This is a genomic window from Microbispora amethystogenes (assembly GCF_016863015.1).
Lineage (GTDB): Bacteria > Actinomycetota > Actinomycetes > Streptosporangiales > Streptosporangiaceae > Microbispora > Microbispora amethystogenes.
The window spans coordinates 88,014-102,611 of record NZ_BOOB01000016.1 but is presented as its reverse complement, the minus strand read 5'-3'; the positions used below and the strand labels follow the sequence as shown (position 1 = coordinate 102,611).

At 72.7% G+C, this 14,598-nt stretch carries 15 protein-coding genes; 7 read left to right on the top strand and 8 right to left on the bottom strand.

Annotated features, from left to right (window positions below; translation table 11 throughout):
• Window positions 1–69 precede the first annotated feature (69 nt).
• Genes Mam01_RS12010 through Mam01_RS11995 form a run of 4 tightly spaced genes read left to right on the top strand, consistent with a single transcriptional unit; the run spans window position 70 to window position 2,734 of the window.
• The gene (locus Mam01_RS12010; RefSeq protein WP_204285437.1) at window positions 70–1,059 is read left to right on the top strand and encodes a DUF418 domain-containing protein; all 990 of its coding nucleotides are present in this window, start codon (window positions 70–72) and stop codon (window positions 1,057–1,059) included.
• Window positions 989–1,780, top strand: a complete 792-nt coding sequence (locus Mam01_RS12005; RefSeq protein ID WP_204285436.1) for a carbon-nitrogen hydrolase family protein — start codon at window positions 989–991, stop codon at window positions 1,778–1,780. The genes Mam01_RS12010 and Mam01_RS12005 overlap by 71 nt, the downstream gene beginning before the upstream one ends.
• Before the next feature lie 10 nt (window positions 1,781–1,790).
• Window positions 1,791–2,249, top strand: coding sequence for a hypothetical protein (locus Mam01_RS12000; protein WP_225311188.1), 459 nt, complete (start codon window positions 1,791–1,793; stop codon window positions 2,247–2,249).
• An 8-nt stretch (window positions 2,250–2,257) separates the two neighbouring features.
• Entirely contained in the window at window positions 2,258–2,734 is a 477-nt protein-coding gene (locus tag Mam01_RS11995) for a hypothetical protein (protein WP_239101239.1), read from the top strand.
• 24 nt (window positions 2,735–2,758) lie between these two features.
• Here Mam01_RS11995 and Mam01_RS11990 read toward each other — a convergent pair whose 3' ends face one another.
• The 3 genes from Mam01_RS11990 to Mam01_RS11980 all read right to left on the bottom strand — a co-directional run bounded on the left by Mam01_RS11990 (window position 2,759) and on the right by Mam01_RS11980 (window position 5,344).
• Complete coding sequence (locus tag Mam01_RS11990; RefSeq protein WP_204285434.1) at window positions 2,759–4,243, bottom strand: carboxyl transferase domain-containing protein; 1,485 nt, start codon at window positions 4,241–4,243, stop codon at window positions 2,759–2,761.
• Between the two features lie 183 nt (window positions 4,244–4,426).
• Complete coding sequence (locus Mam01_RS11985; RefSeq protein WP_191909961.1) at window positions 4,427–4,582, bottom strand: hypothetical protein; 156 nt, start codon at window positions 4,580–4,582, stop codon at window positions 4,427–4,429.
• A 27-nt stretch (window positions 4,583–4,609) separates the two neighbouring features.
• Window positions 4,610–5,344, bottom strand: a complete 735-nt coding sequence (locus Mam01_RS11980; RefSeq protein ID WP_204285433.1) for a hypothetical protein — start codon at window positions 5,342–5,344, stop codon at window positions 4,610–4,612.
• A gap of 275 nt (window positions 5,345–5,619) precedes the next feature.
• On the opposite strand from Mam01_RS11980, the gene Mam01_RS11975 reads away from it, so the two are divergent.
• Both Mam01_RS11975 and Mam01_RS11970 read left to right on the top strand, forming a co-directional pair.
• Entirely contained in the window at window positions 5,620–5,955 is a 336-nt protein-coding gene (locus Mam01_RS11975) for a hypothetical protein (protein WP_204285432.1), read from the top strand.
• 665 nt (window positions 5,956–6,620) lie between these two features.
• Entirely contained in the window at window positions 6,621–6,902 is a 282-nt protein-coding gene (locus Mam01_RS11970) for a hypothetical protein (RefSeq protein ID WP_204285431.1), read from the top strand.
• A gap of 4 nt (window positions 6,903–6,906) precedes the next feature.
• Here Mam01_RS11970 and Mam01_RS11965 read toward each other — a convergent pair whose 3' ends face one another.
• The 5 genes from Mam01_RS11965 to Mam01_RS11945 form a co-directional block, all read right to left on the bottom strand.
• Complete coding sequence (locus tag Mam01_RS11965; RefSeq protein WP_204285430.1) at window positions 6,907–8,739, bottom strand: hydantoinase B/oxoprolinase family protein; 1,833 nt, start codon at window positions 8,737–8,739, stop codon at window positions 6,907–6,909.
• Complete coding sequence (locus Mam01_RS11960) at window positions 8,729–10,771, bottom strand: hydantoinase/oxoprolinase family protein (protein WP_204285429.1); 2,043 nt, start codon at window positions 10,769–10,771, stop codon at window positions 8,729–8,731. The genes Mam01_RS11965 and Mam01_RS11960 overlap by 11 nt, the downstream gene beginning before the upstream one ends.
• Window positions 10,772–10,900: 129 nt before the next feature.
• On the bottom strand, window positions 10,901–11,560 hold the full coding sequence (locus Mam01_RS11955; RefSeq protein ID WP_204285428.1) for a DsbA family oxidoreductase: 660 nt from the start codon (window positions 11,558–11,560) through the stop codon (window positions 10,901–10,903).
• 52 nt (window positions 11,561–11,612) lie between these two features.
• The gene (locus tag Mam01_RS11950) at window positions 11,613–12,338 is read right to left on the bottom strand and encodes an SRPBCC family protein (protein WP_239101238.1); all 726 of its coding nucleotides are present in this window, start codon (window positions 12,336–12,338) and stop codon (window positions 11,613–11,615) included.
• 79 nt (window positions 12,339–12,417) lie between these two features.
• Complete coding sequence (locus tag Mam01_RS11945) at window positions 12,418–12,984, bottom strand: MarR family winged helix-turn-helix transcriptional regulator (RefSeq protein WP_204285427.1); 567 nt, start codon at window positions 12,982–12,984, stop codon at window positions 12,418–12,420.
• Window positions 12,985–13,097: 113 nt separating this feature from the next.
• Between Mam01_RS11945 and Mam01_RS11940 the strand changes: the two genes are divergently transcribed.
• The gene (locus Mam01_RS11940; protein ID WP_204285426.1) at window positions 13,098–14,159 is read left to right on the top strand and encodes an alkene reductase; all 1,062 of its coding nucleotides are present in this window, start codon (window positions 13,098–13,100) and stop codon (window positions 14,157–14,159) included.
• Window positions 14,160–14,598: the final 439 nt, after the last annotated feature.

Sequence of the window (14,598 nt, the reverse complement as noted above, 5' to 3'; positions counted from 1 at the left end):
GCAGGTGCACCTGATGCCGTTCGAACGGCCGGAGCCGCCGACGTACGGGGTGTGACAGGGAGCGTGACGGTGGGCAGGATCCGGCGGGTCGACGCGCTGCGCGGGTTCGCCGTCTGCGGGATCATGCTCGTGAACACCTGGCAGTGGACGGCGGAGCGGCGCGACCCGTCCCCTTTCGGCTGGGTGATGGAGAACCTGGTCCAGAGCCGCTTCTACCCGATCTTCGCGTTCCTGTTCGGCCTGTCCTTCGCGCTGTTCCTCCGCTCGGCGCGGAAGCGCGCTGCCCGCCCCCGGGTCGTCCTGCTCCGGCGCCTCGCGGTGCTGGCCGTGCTGGGCGCGGCGCACACCCTGGTGCATCCCGGCGGGGTGCTGCTGCCGTACGCGCTGCTGGGGGTGGCGGTCCTGCTCCCGGCGAGCCTGCTGCCCCGCTGGACGGTGCTGCTGCTCGGCTGCGGCACGCTGGCCGCCTCCCTGCTCGACTCCGAGCCGTACGTGCTGATCACGGCGCTGTTCCTGCTCGGTCTGGCCGCCGCCCCGAACGTGGCGGACGGCACGGGAGGCGCGGGCCGGACGTGGGTCCTCGCGGCCGTCTGCGCGGCGGCGGGAGCGCTCACGGCCGGGCTGACCTGGTGGTGGAACCACGCGCCGCCCGAGGGCGGCGTCTACCAGGCGGCGGCGGTGAGCGGCGCGGCCGCCTACGCGGCGGCGTTCCTGCTGCTCGCCCGCCGGACGGCCCTGTTCGAGGCCCTGGGACGGATGGCGCTGACCAACTACGTCACGGGCACGCTGGTGATCGCGGCGGTGCTCCCGCCACCGGCCGGCGGCGGCTCCGGCGCCGTCGTCGTCGTGGGGCTCACCCTCGTGACCCTGGCCGCGCAGGCCGCCTTCAGCCGGTGGTGGCTGGCCCGTCACCGGTACGGCCCGCTGGAGCAGGTCTGGCGGACGCTCACCTGGTGGGGAGAGCCGCCCGCCGGGCAGACTGGGAGCCGTGACCCGCATAGCGCTGTGCCAGATCCCCGTCGACCACGACCCGAAGACCAACCTCGAGACCGTGCGTGACGCCCTCGCCCGGGTGCCGGGAGCGGACCTCGCCGTGTTCCCCGAGGCCACGCTCACCCGGTTCGGGCGCGGCGTGACGCACACGGCCGAACCGCTCGACGGACCGTTCGTCACCGGCCTCGCCGAGGCGGCGCGTGAGCACGGCGTCGCCGTCATCGCCGGCGTCTTCGAACCCGCCGAGGACGGCCGGGTGTGGAACACCGCCGTCGCCCTGCGGGCGGACGGCTCGCTCGCCGCGGCCTACCGCAAGATCCACCTATTCGACTCCTTCGGCGCGAAGGAGTCGAGCCTGGTCGCGCCGGGGGACGAACCGGTGGTCGTGGAGCTCGCCGGGCTCAGGATCGGCCTGGTCACCTGCTACGACGTCCGGTTCCCCGAGCTCGCGCGAGCACTGGTGGACCAGGGCGCGGACACGTTCGCGGTGATCGCCGCCTGGGGCTCGGGGCCGCTCAAGGAGGACCACTGGACGACCCTCGTCAGGGCCAGGGCCATCGAGAACACCACCTGCACGATCGCCGTCGGCCAGGCTCCCAACCCCGCCATACCGGACGGGTTCGGTGTCGGCCGCAGCATGCTCGTCGATCCGATGGGCGTGGCCCGCCACGACCTGGGCCCCGGCCCCGGCGTGCTGGTCGCGGAGATCGACCCCGCCTGGACGGCGACCGCACGCGCCACCGTCCCCTCGCTGGAACACCGACGGCTGGGTGTCAACAGATCGTAAACTACCCCCCATGAACGAGCCGGGACACAGGACGCGGATGCAGAAGGTGATTCCGCCGCGGCTGCTCGTGCCGTACCTGTCGGGCCGGCGCACGATCATCTCCGGGTACGTTTACCGGGTGCAGGACTGCGACCGCCTCACCTCGCCCGCCGCGCTCGTCGAAGCCCTCGATCTGGGCTTCGACGGGTCGGAGCTCACGCCGGACGTGCCCGAGTTGTACGTCATGCGGTGGGACGCCCGGGACATCGACACCTATGTCGTCCCGTACGGCCAGCACATGGGCGGAGATTGGAGCGATGCACCGCCCTTCACGGGGAACGGGTTCACCGCCTCGCGCGAGCAGGTGGTGCCGCAGTTCCACACGATGCCGATGCCGATCCCCGCGGGCGCGGAGATCGTGCACCTCACGCCGGCCGGCGCGCGTCCCTTCGCCGCGTACGACGGCCTGACCTGGCGGCCGGCCCGATGAGCGGCCCTGTGACCGGCCCTGTGACCGGCCCGGCGAACGGCGGCGAACCGGTCGGCCTGGGGTTCGTCGCCCTCTACCGCGACCGGGAGTACGCGGCGGCGCTCGGGCCGGGCAGCGACGACGTGGTGCTGTTCAGCGAGGCGCCGCAGGAGGGCTTCACCGCCGCCGGCGGCTACTGGCGGCTGCGGGTGGACCGGTCCGCGCTGGACCGGCTCACCCTGCTGCGCACGGTCGGGGCGTTCGGCGGGGAGCCCTGCCTGGTGCTGGACGAGGACGACGGAGGCGACGGCGGGGAGGGCGGCCTCCACATCGCCTACACCGGCCACAACGGCCTCAAGGCCGAGACGCTCGGCTACTGGCTGGTGGACCACGGCGCGTACGAGGTGGTGGTGCCCCGCGACGAGGTGCACGCCGTCCGGGTGGAACGGGTGCCCGTGCCGCTCGGTCCCGACCGGCCGGACGGCCAGGAGCCGGGCGACCGGTGACGCCGCCTTCCGGGTAGCAGCCGGTCAGAGGCCGAGGGCGCGGTAGCGGGCGGATCGGGCGGCCGTCCGCTCGTCCGCCGGGCGGGCGAGCAGGCCGGCGATCTCGTGCTCCAGCGTCGCGGCGACCCGGCCGCAGAACGCCTCCGGCTCGTACGCCGCGTCGGGACGCTCCGGGACCACCCGGTCGACGATCCCGTTCCGCCGCAGGTCGGTGGCGCGGACGCCCTGGGCCGCGGCGATCTCGGGGGCGAAGTCGACGGTCCGGTACAGCAGCGCCGACGCGCCTTCGGGCGGAAGCGGGGACAGCCAGGCGTGCTGCGCGCAGACGACCCGGTCGGCCGGGAGCAGGGCCAGCGCCGCGCCGCCGGCGCCCTCCCCAAGGAGCAGGCACACGGTCGGCGCGTCGAGCATGACGAGGTCGGCCAGGCAGCGGGCGATCTCGGCGGCGAGGCCGCCCTCCTCGGCCGCCCTCGACAGCGCCGCTCCGGCCGTGTCGATGACCGTGACCAGGGGAAGGCCCAGTTCGCTGGCCAGGCGCATGCCGCGCCGGGCCACCCGCAGACCGGCGGGGCCGAGTCCGCTGCCGCCGCGCCGCCGCCGGTCCTGGCCGAGGACGACGGCGGGCGCCGTGCCGAACCTGGCCAGCGCGAGCAGCAGCCCGGGGTCGCGCTCGCCGGTGCCGGTGCCGTGCAGCGGGGTGACGTCGCGCGCCCCGTGCTTCAGCAGTTCGCGGATGCCGGGCCGGTCGTCGCGCCGGGAACGCGTCACCGCCTCCCACGCCGGGACCGGCTCGGCCGCCTCCTCGGGCTCCGGGCCGGGCGACAGCCCCGAGCGGGGCGCGCAGAGCACGGCCAGCGCCCTGACGGCGATCTCCCGGGCGTCCTCGGCCGAGACCACGGCGTCGACCAGCCCGTGGGCGTGGAGGTTCTCCGCGACCTGGACGCCTTCCGGGAACGGGTAGCCGTGCAGCGACTCGAACACCCGTGGCCCGAGGAAGCCGATCAGCGCGCCCGGCTCCGCGGCGGTCACGTGCCCGAGCGAGCCCCACGACGCGAACACCCCGCCCGTGGTCGGATGGCGCAGGTAGACGACGTACGGCAGCCCCGCGGCGCGGTGCGCGCCGACCGCGGCGGTGATCTTCACCATCTGGGTGAAGGCCAGGGCGCCCTCCTGCATCCGGGTGCCGCCGCTGGCCGGGGCGGCGAGCAGCGGCAGCCGTTCGGAGGTTGCCCGCTCGACCGCCCGCACGAGCCGTTCGGCCGCCGCCACCCCGATCGAACCGGCCAGGAAGGAGAACTCGCAGGCCATCACGGCGACGCGGCGGCCGTCGAGAGTTCCCTCCCCGGTGACGACCGACTCGTCGTATCCCGTCCTCGCCCGCACCCGGGCGAGCTCGGCCGCGTACTCCGACCCCGGCGTGGCCCGGTCGAGCGGCGGCCCGTCCCACGATTTCCACGAGTGCGGGTCGAGCACCCGCGCGATCAGGGTGCGCGCGTCCGGCCTGGTCACGGCGGTCACCGCCCCGGCGCCACGCGCCGGTGCCCGTACGCCGCAGGCGCCTTCTCCATCTCGGCGATCAGCTCTTCCCGATACGCGAACCTATCCTTGTGACGCATATTTTCGGTACTTCGGGGCCGATGTCCAGCCGTGGTCCCCCATCGGCCCCGCCGCTCCGCCGTACGACCGGAAGGCTCAGCGCGGCGTACGGTGCCCGCGCACCTGGTCCATCAGGCGGCGCAGCCGCTGCTGGTTCTCGGGATCACGGGCCATCGTCTTGGCCTTCTCCATGTTCTCGCGGCCCTTGGGGGTCTGCAGGTAGTCCCGGATGCGCTGGACGATATTCGCCATTTCGAACTCACCATCCTGTTTGTGCCGTTACTGGACGGCTACCCAACGGCACCGCCGCCAATCCCGGACGGCCCGGCACGATGGGAGGTATTGCGCCGCCGCCACCGCCTGGCGGTGAGCCTCGCCAACACGACCGGCTGGTCGCCCGCTCGGCTCACGGCCTCGTCGGCGCTCGTCCCGTACGACGAGACGAGCCTCCTCGGCGCGGCCGAGGCCCGCCGGCTGGGCGGCGCGCTCGCCGCGGCGTACCGGGACGTCGATCTGGACGCGCCGTTCGACGTCCATCTCGTGGACGAGTACCGCGAGATCGTCGAGAGGCTGGCCGCCCACGCCGACGACGCCGAGTTCACCGCCGCCTCCTTCGCCGGCATCGGTGCGCGCCGCACGGTGGAGCTCCCCCCGGCGCCTGCGCCACATCCTGCAGGAGAACGTGGACGACGCCGTACGGACCGTGAGCCGGGCGTTCGGCTCGGCGGTGAGCGGCGGGCCGGTGGTCCCCGGGTTCGCGGCCGTCGCCGCCGCCGTGCGCGCCAGAGCGGACCGGGACGAGGACCGCATGAGCATCGGCGACCTGCTGTCCGCCGCGCACCTGCCCACCGAGTGGCTGGCCGAGGTGGTGGTCACCCAGATGTTCCTGCCCGGCGACGAGTCGAACGGCGCCACGCTGACGCCGTACCTCAAGGCGCTGAGCGAGAACCCGGCGGCGGCACGGCTCGCGATCGCGCCGGCGACCGGGGACAGCCCGCTTCCCCGGGACGCCATGTCGCTGCTCGCCCACGCGGGCGGGACGCGCGACCGGCGGCCCGGCCTGGTGGCGTTCCTGCGGGACCTGAACCGCCGTACGTCCGGGGACGCTGAGCCCGCGGACGCGTTCGGACGCCTCCTCGCCGTCCGGCGCGTACGACGAGAGGGACGGGGCGCACAGCGACGTCGCGGCGCGGTTCGCGTACGCCGTCGTCACCGGCACCTCGGGCTTCCGCTTCGCCCCACCCACGCGTGTCCATCTCGCCGAGACAGCGGGCGCGTACGCCACGGAGATGGCCGAGGGCGCGAACCTCGGCGACTCCAACCAGTTGCTGCCCAGCGCCTTCGGCCCGGTCGAGTCACGGGTGCCTGGCCTGTCACCGGCGTTCCGGCTCAGCCCGGAGGACACCTTCCGGTTCCTGCTCGCCTTCGCCGGAGACGCGCGGGACCGCAGGCCCTTCGACCGGGGCATGGGCGACCTCGCCAGGCGGCTCGTCGGGGTGAACGTGCCGCCGATGCTGAAGGCCGGGGACCCCTCACGTCTGGACGACGTCGATGCCTGCGTGCCCTCGACCAATGGTTCATCACCAACGGCATGGGCGGTGACAAGAAATCGCTGGGAGACGTGAGCAGGTTCCTGGGAGATCGTTTCGATGGCCGGAAGACGGCGGCGTTGAGCCGTGCACGTCTGTTCGCGCATCGCTCTAGTGACTCGTGAGGCACTCGGTCTCGCCGCGAACGACGTACTGACCGCTCTCAGAAGAAGCGAGCGTCAGAGAGGTATGAGACGCAGAGTTCCGTACCCGCATCGGCTCGCCCGGCCTCCCGGAGGTGACGAGCCCATATGGAGCGACTCGCTTCAGGGCCCCCAGAAGGGCATCTGTCAGCGCATCCGAACCGCGCGTCGGTAGATCTTCTCCTGTGGCGGCGAAGGTTTGTTTGGCTCTGCCGTCGCCGCAGGGGATGTCTTTGCCGCCGGGGTCGGTGATGGTCACGTCCTGCGCGTTGCGTTCCTTCAATAGTTGCAGAATATGCGTTCTGAGCGTTTGACCCGCTTCCGCTGCCGTAGGAGTTTCTTCCGAGGAGCAGGCCACCGGAGCAAGAAGCGTCAGAAGGAGCGCGCCGGCGATAGGGCATATCCGTGCGGAAAGGGGCGCGCCGGGCATCGAATCCGCCTCCGTGTCTGGCCGGAACCTTATGCGACCACATAATCTCAGGTGTCAGCACCGTGCGGCCACCTGACTTTCGGCCATTCGATATGGGAGCCCGAAACGTGCCCACAGATGATGATCTGGTGGCAAATCCCGAATACCGCGATCTCCAGACCGTGCTCGCGTTGGTACGTGAGCACGCCGGGGTCCTGGAGACGTCACTCGACCAGGTCTGTGCGCTGTTCGGAGGGCACCCGGTGTGGGTGGGGTCGACGGCCCGCGCCTTCGGCGAGGAACTGAACGGACGCCGCCTCCGGATGAAGGCGACGATTCAGCACCTGGTCGCCGAGCTGGAAGCGGAGCTCCGGGCGACGCCGGCAAGAATTTCCCGGGCCATTCCGTCGGGCCGCCCCCAGGTGCGGTGATCGCTCACACGGTGTCGACCTCGGCGTGGGGGAGGCCGCCGGAGAGCCGGGGATAACCGGGGCCGCGGTCGAAGAAGGCCGCAGGCGTCGTCTCCCGCAGCCGCTCCCGCAGGCGCGCGGTCGCCTCGGCGTCCACGACGACGTCGTCGCGGGTGCCGGTGAGGACGACGCCGTAGTCCTCACGCGCGCCCTCGAAGGAGACCTTCCCGTCGCGGACGTCGGCGGCGACGCGTTCGGCCGGCCGGTCGTACGGCGAGCCCCAGCCGCCTCCCCCGGTCGTGCGGATGCGGATGACCTGCCCGGCGCGTACGGGGAAGTCGTCAACCAGGCCTTCCATCTCCACGCCGTCGACCGTGACCTGGAAGGGCCGGCCGGCCCGGCCGCCGTTGACGCCCCAGCACGACAGGATCGAGCGGTCGGCGATCGACATGAACGAGGCGTCCCGCAGCATCCGGATGTGCTTGTCGTAGCCGAGACCGCCGCGGAACTCCCCCGGCCCGCCGCTGTCCACCGCCAGGCCCAGCCGCTCGACCCGGAACGGCCAGCGCGCCTCGGCGAACTCCGCGGGGATGTTGCGGCTGTCGGGCACGACGTGAATGGTGTCCTCCCCGTCGGCGTACCAGCGCCCGCCCGACCCGCCGCCCAGCACCTCGCGCATGAGGTACGGCCCGTCGTCCGACTCGCCGTACACGCCGGTGTAGCGGATCGTCTCCTGGTCGGCCGGCATCCGGCCGCCGGTCGCCTTGGCCAGCACGCCCGCCAGCACGCCGAGCAGGCGGAGGATCACGAACGTACGGGCGTTGGTGGGCGCGGGGAAGATCGGCGTGAGCAGGGTGCCCTTCTCCGGGAAGACCATCCTGATCAGCGGCACGACGCCCTCGTTGACGTCGAGCTCGGCCATCCGCTCGGGGGTGTCGGCGAGGTTGCGCAGGATCGGCGCCAGCCACTTCTTCAGGAAGACGCCGCCGGCGTAGTCGCCGGCGTGGTTGATCGGCCCCTTGGCCTGTGCCGAGGTGCCGGTGAAATCGATGGTCAGCGGGGTGTCCGAGGAGTGGTCGACGGTCAGCGTGATCCGCTGGGTGTGCAGGCGCGGCTCGTCCACGCCGTCGTGCTCGGCGTAGTCCTCCCAGACGTGGACGCCCTCGGGGATCTTCGCCAGCAGCTCCCGCCGGAAGGTCTCGGTCGTCTTGGAGATGATCGCGTCGAAGCAGGCCTCGACCGCCTCCCGGCCGTACCGGCCGAACAGCTCGCCGAGCCGCCGGGCCCCCATGAGGCAGGCAGAGCACTCGGCGTCGAGGTCCCCGGCCAGCGCGTCGGGCATGCGGGAGTTGCGCGTCATGATCGTGAGAGCGGCGCGGTTGGGCACCCCCTGATCCCAGAGCCTGATCGGCGGGACCATCAGGCCCTCCTCGAACGCGCTGCGCGCGTGCGACGGCATCGATCCCGGCACCGCGCCGCCGATGTCGTCGTGGTGGCCGAACGCCTGGACGAACGCGACGACCTCGCCATCGTGGAAGACGGGCACCGTCACGCACAGGTCGGGCAGGTGGCCGATGCCCCCCTCGGAGAGATAGACGTCGTTGTGGAAGAACACGTCGCCGGGCCGCATCGTCCCGATCGGGAAGTCGCGCACGACCGGCTGCACCAGCGCCGAATAGGAACGGCCGGTCAGCTTGCGCAGCCGCGCGTCGTGGATGCCGGCCCGGAAGTCGTGCGCGTCGCGGATCATCGGCGACCGGGCGGTCCGCGCGATCGCGGTCTCCACCTCCGTCTCGACTGAGGCGAGCGTGCCCTCCACGATCTCCACGAGCACGGGGTCGGCGGTCCTACCGGTCATCGCTCACCACCACGAGGTTGCCGTAGTCGTCCATGGTCGCCGTGAAGCCGGGATGCACCGGCAGGGTCGAGCCGTACTCCTCGACGACGGCGGGGCCGCGGACGACGGCGCCCGCGCCGAGGTCGTCGCGGCGGTAGACGACGGTCCTGCCCCACCGCTCGTAGTACACGTCGCGGGTGCCGACCGGGCTCGGCTCGTCCGGCTGGTACGGCTTGCGCGCGAGCTTCGGCCGGGTGATCGGGCCGATGCCGGACACCCGGAGGTTGACCCATTCGACGGCGTGCCGGGGATCGTCGCGGTAGCCGTACCCGTAGAGCCTCTCGTGCTCGGCGTGGAACCGGCCGGCGACCACGGCGAGCCACGCGTCGTCCACGGGACCGTCCGGCGCGGCCACCCGCACCTCGTACGCCTGGCCGTAGTAGCGCAGGTCGGCGCTGCGCGCGTACACGTGCTCGGCGAAGCCCTCGCGGCCGAGCGCGTCCGCCGCCTCGGCCTCCAGGTCGGCGAGGATCTCGCCGAGCACCCGCGGCGACGGCTCACGGGTGACGTGCGTGCGGACGTAGTCGTTCTTCACGTCCACGGTGAGCAGGCCGAACGCGGACACGTTCCCCGGGTCGGGCGGGATGATCGCGGCGGGCAGCCCGAGGACGTCGATCAGGCGGCAGGCCAGCAGCGGGCCGGACCCGCCGAACGCGACCAGCGGGAAGTCCCGCACGTCGAGCCCGCGCTGCACGGTGATCTGCCGGATCGCGTTCGACTGGTTGAAGGCGCTGATCTCCAGGATCCCGGTGGCGCAGCGCTCGGGGGTCAGCCCGAGCCGGGCGGCGAGCGCCTCGACGCCCGCCCGCGCGGCGGAGACGTCGAGGCGGATCTCCCCGCCGAGCAGGTGCGGCGGCACCCGGCCGAGGAAGACGTGCGCGTCGGTCACCGTCACCTCGGCGCCGCCTCCGCCGTAGCAGATCGGCCCGGGGTCCGCGCCCGCGGAGCGGGGGCCCACCTTCAGCGTGCCCTCCGGGGAGACCCACGCGATCGACCCGCCGCCCGCCCCGACCGTGACGATGTCGATCATCGGGATCTTGCAGGGATAACGGCCGATCCTGCCCTCGGTCGTCAGCGAGGGCTCTCCGTCGACCACCACGGCCACGTCGGTCGAGGTGCCGCCGCCGTCGAGGGTGATCGCGCTCGGATGCCCGGCGGCCCCGGCCACCAGGGCGGCGCCGAGCGCGCCCGCGGCCGGGCCGGACAGGACGGTCGTGATCGGCTGGTGCACCACCTCGGCCGCCGAGAGCACGCCGCCGTTGCTCTTCATGACCGAGAAGGGCCGGCCGAGCCGCTCGGACAGGTTCCCGATGTAGCGCCGCATGATCGGCTTGACCGCCGCGTCCACCAGCGTGGTGACCGACCGCTCGTACTCCCGGTACTCCCGCAGCACGTCGCTCGACAGCGACACGACGGCCTCCGGGTGCTCGCGCTCCAGCACCTCCCGCATCCGCCGCTCGTGGGCGGGGTTGGCGTAGGAGTGCAGGAGGCACACGCCGATCGCGGTGACGCCCCGCTCCCTGAACCACCGCGCGGCGTCCGCGGCCTGCTTCTCGTCGAACGGCCGGATCTCCCCACCGAGGTGGTCGAGCCGTCCTCCCACGGTACGCACCCGGTGGGCGGGCACGATCCGCGGCGGTTTCACCCAGAAGTAGGAGTTGCCGTAGCCGTCCGGCACGCTCTGCCGGGCGATCTCCAGGACGGACTCGAACCCCTCGGTGGTGACGAACCCCAGGTGGGCGGTGCCGTCCGGGCGGTCCTCCAGCAACTGGTTCGTGGCGACGGTCGTGCCGTGGACGAGGGCGGCGACGGCATCGAGGTCGCGGGACCCCCCGTGGGCCTCCAGCACCTTGTGCACGCCTGCCATGAAACCATCGGCCGGGTTGGCAGGAGTGGAGGGAGTCTTGGTCGTGACGACGCGGCCGGACTCCTCGTCGACGAGAACGACGTCGGTGAAGGTGCCGCCGGTGTCTACCCCGATGCGGATGGACATGCTCAGTGTCTACCGAGCGCCGCCACCGGGAAGAACCGGCGCACTCTGCCGAAGAATCCGGACACCGTCGTCAGACCCTGCCTACCCGACCTGCCTACCCGAGCCGCCCGCCCGGGCCGCCTGCGGGACTCAGACCGCGCAGGCGCCGTCGTCACACCCCGCGCCCGCCTTCTCTGCCGCCGTCTCCTGGGCCGTACGGGCCTCGACCTCCCGCAGCGCGGCCACGAGCGTCTCGACGGGCTGCGCGCCCGAGACGGCGAACTTCTCCTCGAACAGGAACAGCGGGACGGAGCGCACGCCCAGCGCGCGGGCGCGGGCCAGCTCCGCGCGCACCTGCTCGGCACCCTCCCCGGTGTCCTCGACGCCGGTCTCGGCGGCGAGCCCGGCCAGCGTGCCGGAGTCCCCCACGTTCAGGCCGTCGGTGAAGTGGGCCCGGAAGAGCCGCTCGGCCATCGCCGCTCCGCGTCCGGCCCGTTCGGCCAGCCAGATCAGCCGATGCGCCTCGAACGTGCCGGCCTGCAGCGCCCGGTCGAAGCGGAGGTCCAGCCCGTCCTCGGCCGCCACGCCCGCGACGCGAGCGGTCATCTGGGCCACCTGTGCGGCGCCGCCGAACTTGCGCTCCAGCGCGCGCAGCAGCGGCTCACCGGTGGAGACGCCGTCCGGGTCGAGCTGGAAGGGGCGGTGCTCCACTTCGACGTCCCCCTCGAAGAGGCGTACGGCCTGCTGGAGCCGGTGGTGCCCGATGTAGCACCAGGGACACACGACATCAGAGAAGATCTCGACTTTCACGACATGTCCCAACCGGTGCGCCCTCCAGGCGATTCCCCCGCTCAGACACGAGCTAACGGCGGCGGGAGTCGCGGCCGAGGAGCCAGCCGATGACGGCGCTGCCGAGGGCCACCCCGGCGCCCGTGCCGAAGGCCGCGAGCATCGTCCAGGCCGGCACGCCCTGGCGGGGCGCGGCGGGGGCCTCTCGGGTGAACACCCGGGGCGTCGTGTCACCGGCCGCGGCCGTCGCCGCCGGAACTGCTCCGGACACGGCTTCCGGCACGGCTCCGGACACAGCGGCGGACACCGCGGCGGTCACCGTGGCGGGAACGGCGGAGGCGGACAGCAGGTGCCGCTCGACGGCGGAGAAGAACTCCCCGGCGGTCTTCTTGGCCACCGAGGCGAGCATCCGCTGCCCCACGCCGCCGATCATGCCGCCGACGACGGCCTCGGCGTCGAAGTCGACCCGGGTGCCGCCCTCGGCGTCGCTCAGCCGTACGGCCACGGTGGCCTCGACGGTGCCGGGGGCGCCCTGGCCGCGCGCGCCGAGCGTGAACCGGTCCGGCTCCTCCTGGTCGCGCAGGGCGACCTCACCCTGGTAGACGCCCCTGACCGAGGCGACCCCCGCCGTGACCGTCATCGCGTACACGTTCTCCCCGACCGTCTCCAGGCGCTCGCAGCCGGGGATCGTCCGCACCAGGACGCCGGGGTCCTGGAGGGCGTCCCAGACCCGCTTGCGCTCCGCCGCGACCAGCGCGCTGCCCGAGACCTTCATGGCCACCTCCGATGCGAAGCACACCAGAAAATCACCCGTACGGCGAGAACGGCAAGATGTGCCCGGCCTCGGCGTGGCGGTGACGCGGACCTCACCCGGCCGGTTACCGGGAGGCCGTGACCGTGACGGGAAGCTCCGTCCCGGAGAGCGGGGACGACGCGGTCTCGCGGCAGATGTTGCGGCGGACCACCCCCAGCAGGGAGCGGAGGGTCTCGACCTGTTCCGGCGTCAGACCGTCGGACAGCCGCCGGTGGAGCTCCTCCTCGACCCGGCGGACCTCGGGCCGCAGGGCGTCGCCCTCCGGCGTCGTGCTCACCACACTGATCCGCCGGTTTCCGGGGGACGGAGCGCGGCTCACCAACCCACCGCGCTCCAGCCGTTGCAGGCTCTTGGTCATCGTGGACATGTCGATGCCCACCGCCGCGGCGAGCCGGTTCTGGGACATGGGCCCGTTGGCCCACAACGCGTTGAGCACCCGGTCCTGACCGGGATAAAGGCCGATCTCGGCGAGCAGCGCGGCGAGCAGGACACGGTGCCCGAGGGCCGCCTGGGCCATCAGGCAGCTCAGGCTGTCCGGGTCCTCTCCGGGCGCCGCTCCGCACCCCGACCCCGAGCCCGCCCCGGCAGTCGTTCCGCACGCCCCCGCGCCGCCGGTCCGTGTCTCCGTCATCACGCCGCCTCCTCGCCGATCAGCCTACCGCTTGCAAATTGGTCGGCCAAGTTGTATGAGTATCTATTGGCCGACCAAGTTGGCCGACCAAGTAACTTCGGGAGGACTTGACCATGCTGTTCACACCCCACGACCTCGGTTCCCTCCGCCTGCCGAACCGTCTCGTCATGGCGCCCATGACGCGGTCACGGGCGTACGTGGAGGGGATCCCCTCACCGTTGACCGCGCTCTACTACGCCCAGCGCGCCTCGGCCGGTCTGATCGTGACGGAGGGCGTCCAGCCCAGCGCGGCGGGACAGGGCTACATGAACACCCCGGGGCTGCACACCGACGAGCAGGTCGCGGGGTGGCGGGAGGTGACCGACGCCGTCCACGCGGCGGGCGGCCGGATCGTGGCCCAGATCATGCACGCGGGCGGGGTGGGCCACCCCGACAACAGCGGACGCCTGCCGGTCGCCCCCTCCGCCGTACGGCTCGGCGAGCAGATCTTCACGCCCACCGGCCCGCAGGACACGCCGGTGGCCGTGGAGCTGTCCACGGATGAGGTGGAGGCCACGGTCGGCGACTTCGCCGCCGCCGCCCGCCGCGCCGTGGACGCCGGGTTCGACGGCGTCGAACTGCACGGCGCCAACGGCTACCTGATCCACCAGTTCCTGTCGCAGAACGCCAACCTGCGCGACGACCGGTACGGCGGGTCGGTGGAGGGCCGGATCCGGTTCGCCGTGGAGACCGCCAAGGCCGTCACGGACGAGATCGGCCCGTCCCGGGTGGGCATCCGGCTCTCCCCCCTGAACGGCGCCCAGGGGCTGGTGGAGGAGGACGCGCACGAGGTCTATCCCGCGCTGGTGTCCGCGCTCGCCGGCCTCGACCTGGTCTACCTGCACCTGCTGGCCACCGGCACCGAGCTGGACGCTCGCATCCGGGACCTGTGGCCGAACACCCTGATCGTCAACGACCCCGCCGCGACCGACCCGGGGGCCGCCGCCGCGGAACGGCTGCGCTGGGGCGCCGATCTCGTCGCGCTGGGCAAGTCCTTCCTGGCCAACCCCGACCTGCCGCTGCGCCTGCGCGTCGGCGCTCCGCTGAACGAGCCGGACCTGAGCACGGCCTTCGGCGGCGACCACCGCGGCTACACCGACTACCCCACGCTGGCCCTCCACCCGGCCGGCGCCTGACCCCCGGGGCAAGGCGCGCAGGAGCACGGAAAGGACCACAGAAGATCGGGCGAGGACCTCCGGTACACGGAACCGGAGGTCCTCGCCGTTTCCATGCGCAATCGCAGGGCGGCCGCGACAGGGGCGCCTCCAGGGTCAACCGCGCGGCGTACGGCGGAATCAGCCGCGCGGCGGACGCCGCGCGCGCCGCCGTCCGGCCACTCTTGGTCGTGTGCCCCGGCCGGGCACGCCCCGGCGGGACGGGACATCTGTCCCTGGTCACCGGGACCACCCGGCAGGCATCGTCCGTACTGCAAGGAACGGGGATCCGGCACCGCGAACCGGGCCGCTTCGGCGTGCCTGAGGCTGTGACGAAGATCGCACCTCGCGGGGCCCTAATGCTCTACAGCTTGTAGTACTACTGAATATAGAACTACAAGTCGTAGAGCTCGGCGTGAGG

Excerpts from the sequence above, each read along its gene's own strand:
- Mam01_RS11940 (WP_204285426.1), top strand. The coding sequence starts at position 13,098 with ATGCTGTTCACACCCCACGACCTCGGTTCCCTCCGCCTGCCGAACCGT.
- Mam01_RS11945 (WP_204285427.1), bottom strand. The coding sequence starts at position 12,984 with ATGACGGAGACACGGACCGGCGGCGCGGGGGCGTGCGGAACGACTGCC.
- Mam01_RS12000 (WP_225311188.1), top strand. The coding sequence starts at position 1,791 with ATGAACGAGCCGGGACACAGGACGCGGATGCAGAAGGTGATTCCGCCG.
- Mam01_RS11985 (WP_191909961.1), bottom strand. The coding sequence starts at position 4,582 with ATGGCGAATATCGTCCAGCGCATCCGGGACTACCTGCAGACCCCCAAG.
- Mam01_RS11960 (WP_204285429.1), bottom strand. The coding sequence starts at position 10,771 with ATGTCCATCCGCATCGGGGTAGACACCGGCGGCACCTTCACCGACGTC.
- Mam01_RS11975 (WP_204285432.1), top strand. The coding sequence starts at position 5,620 with ATGGCCGAGGGCGCGAACCTCGGCGACTCCAACCAGTTGCTGCCCAGC.
- Mam01_RS11980 (WP_204285433.1), bottom strand. The coding sequence starts at position 5,344 with ATGGCGTCCCGGGGAAGCGGGCTGTCCCCGGTCGCCGGCGCGATCGCG.
- Mam01_RS11965 (WP_204285430.1), bottom strand. The coding sequence starts at position 8,739 with ATGACCGGTAGGACCGCCGACCCCGTGCTCGTGGAGATCGTGGAGGGC.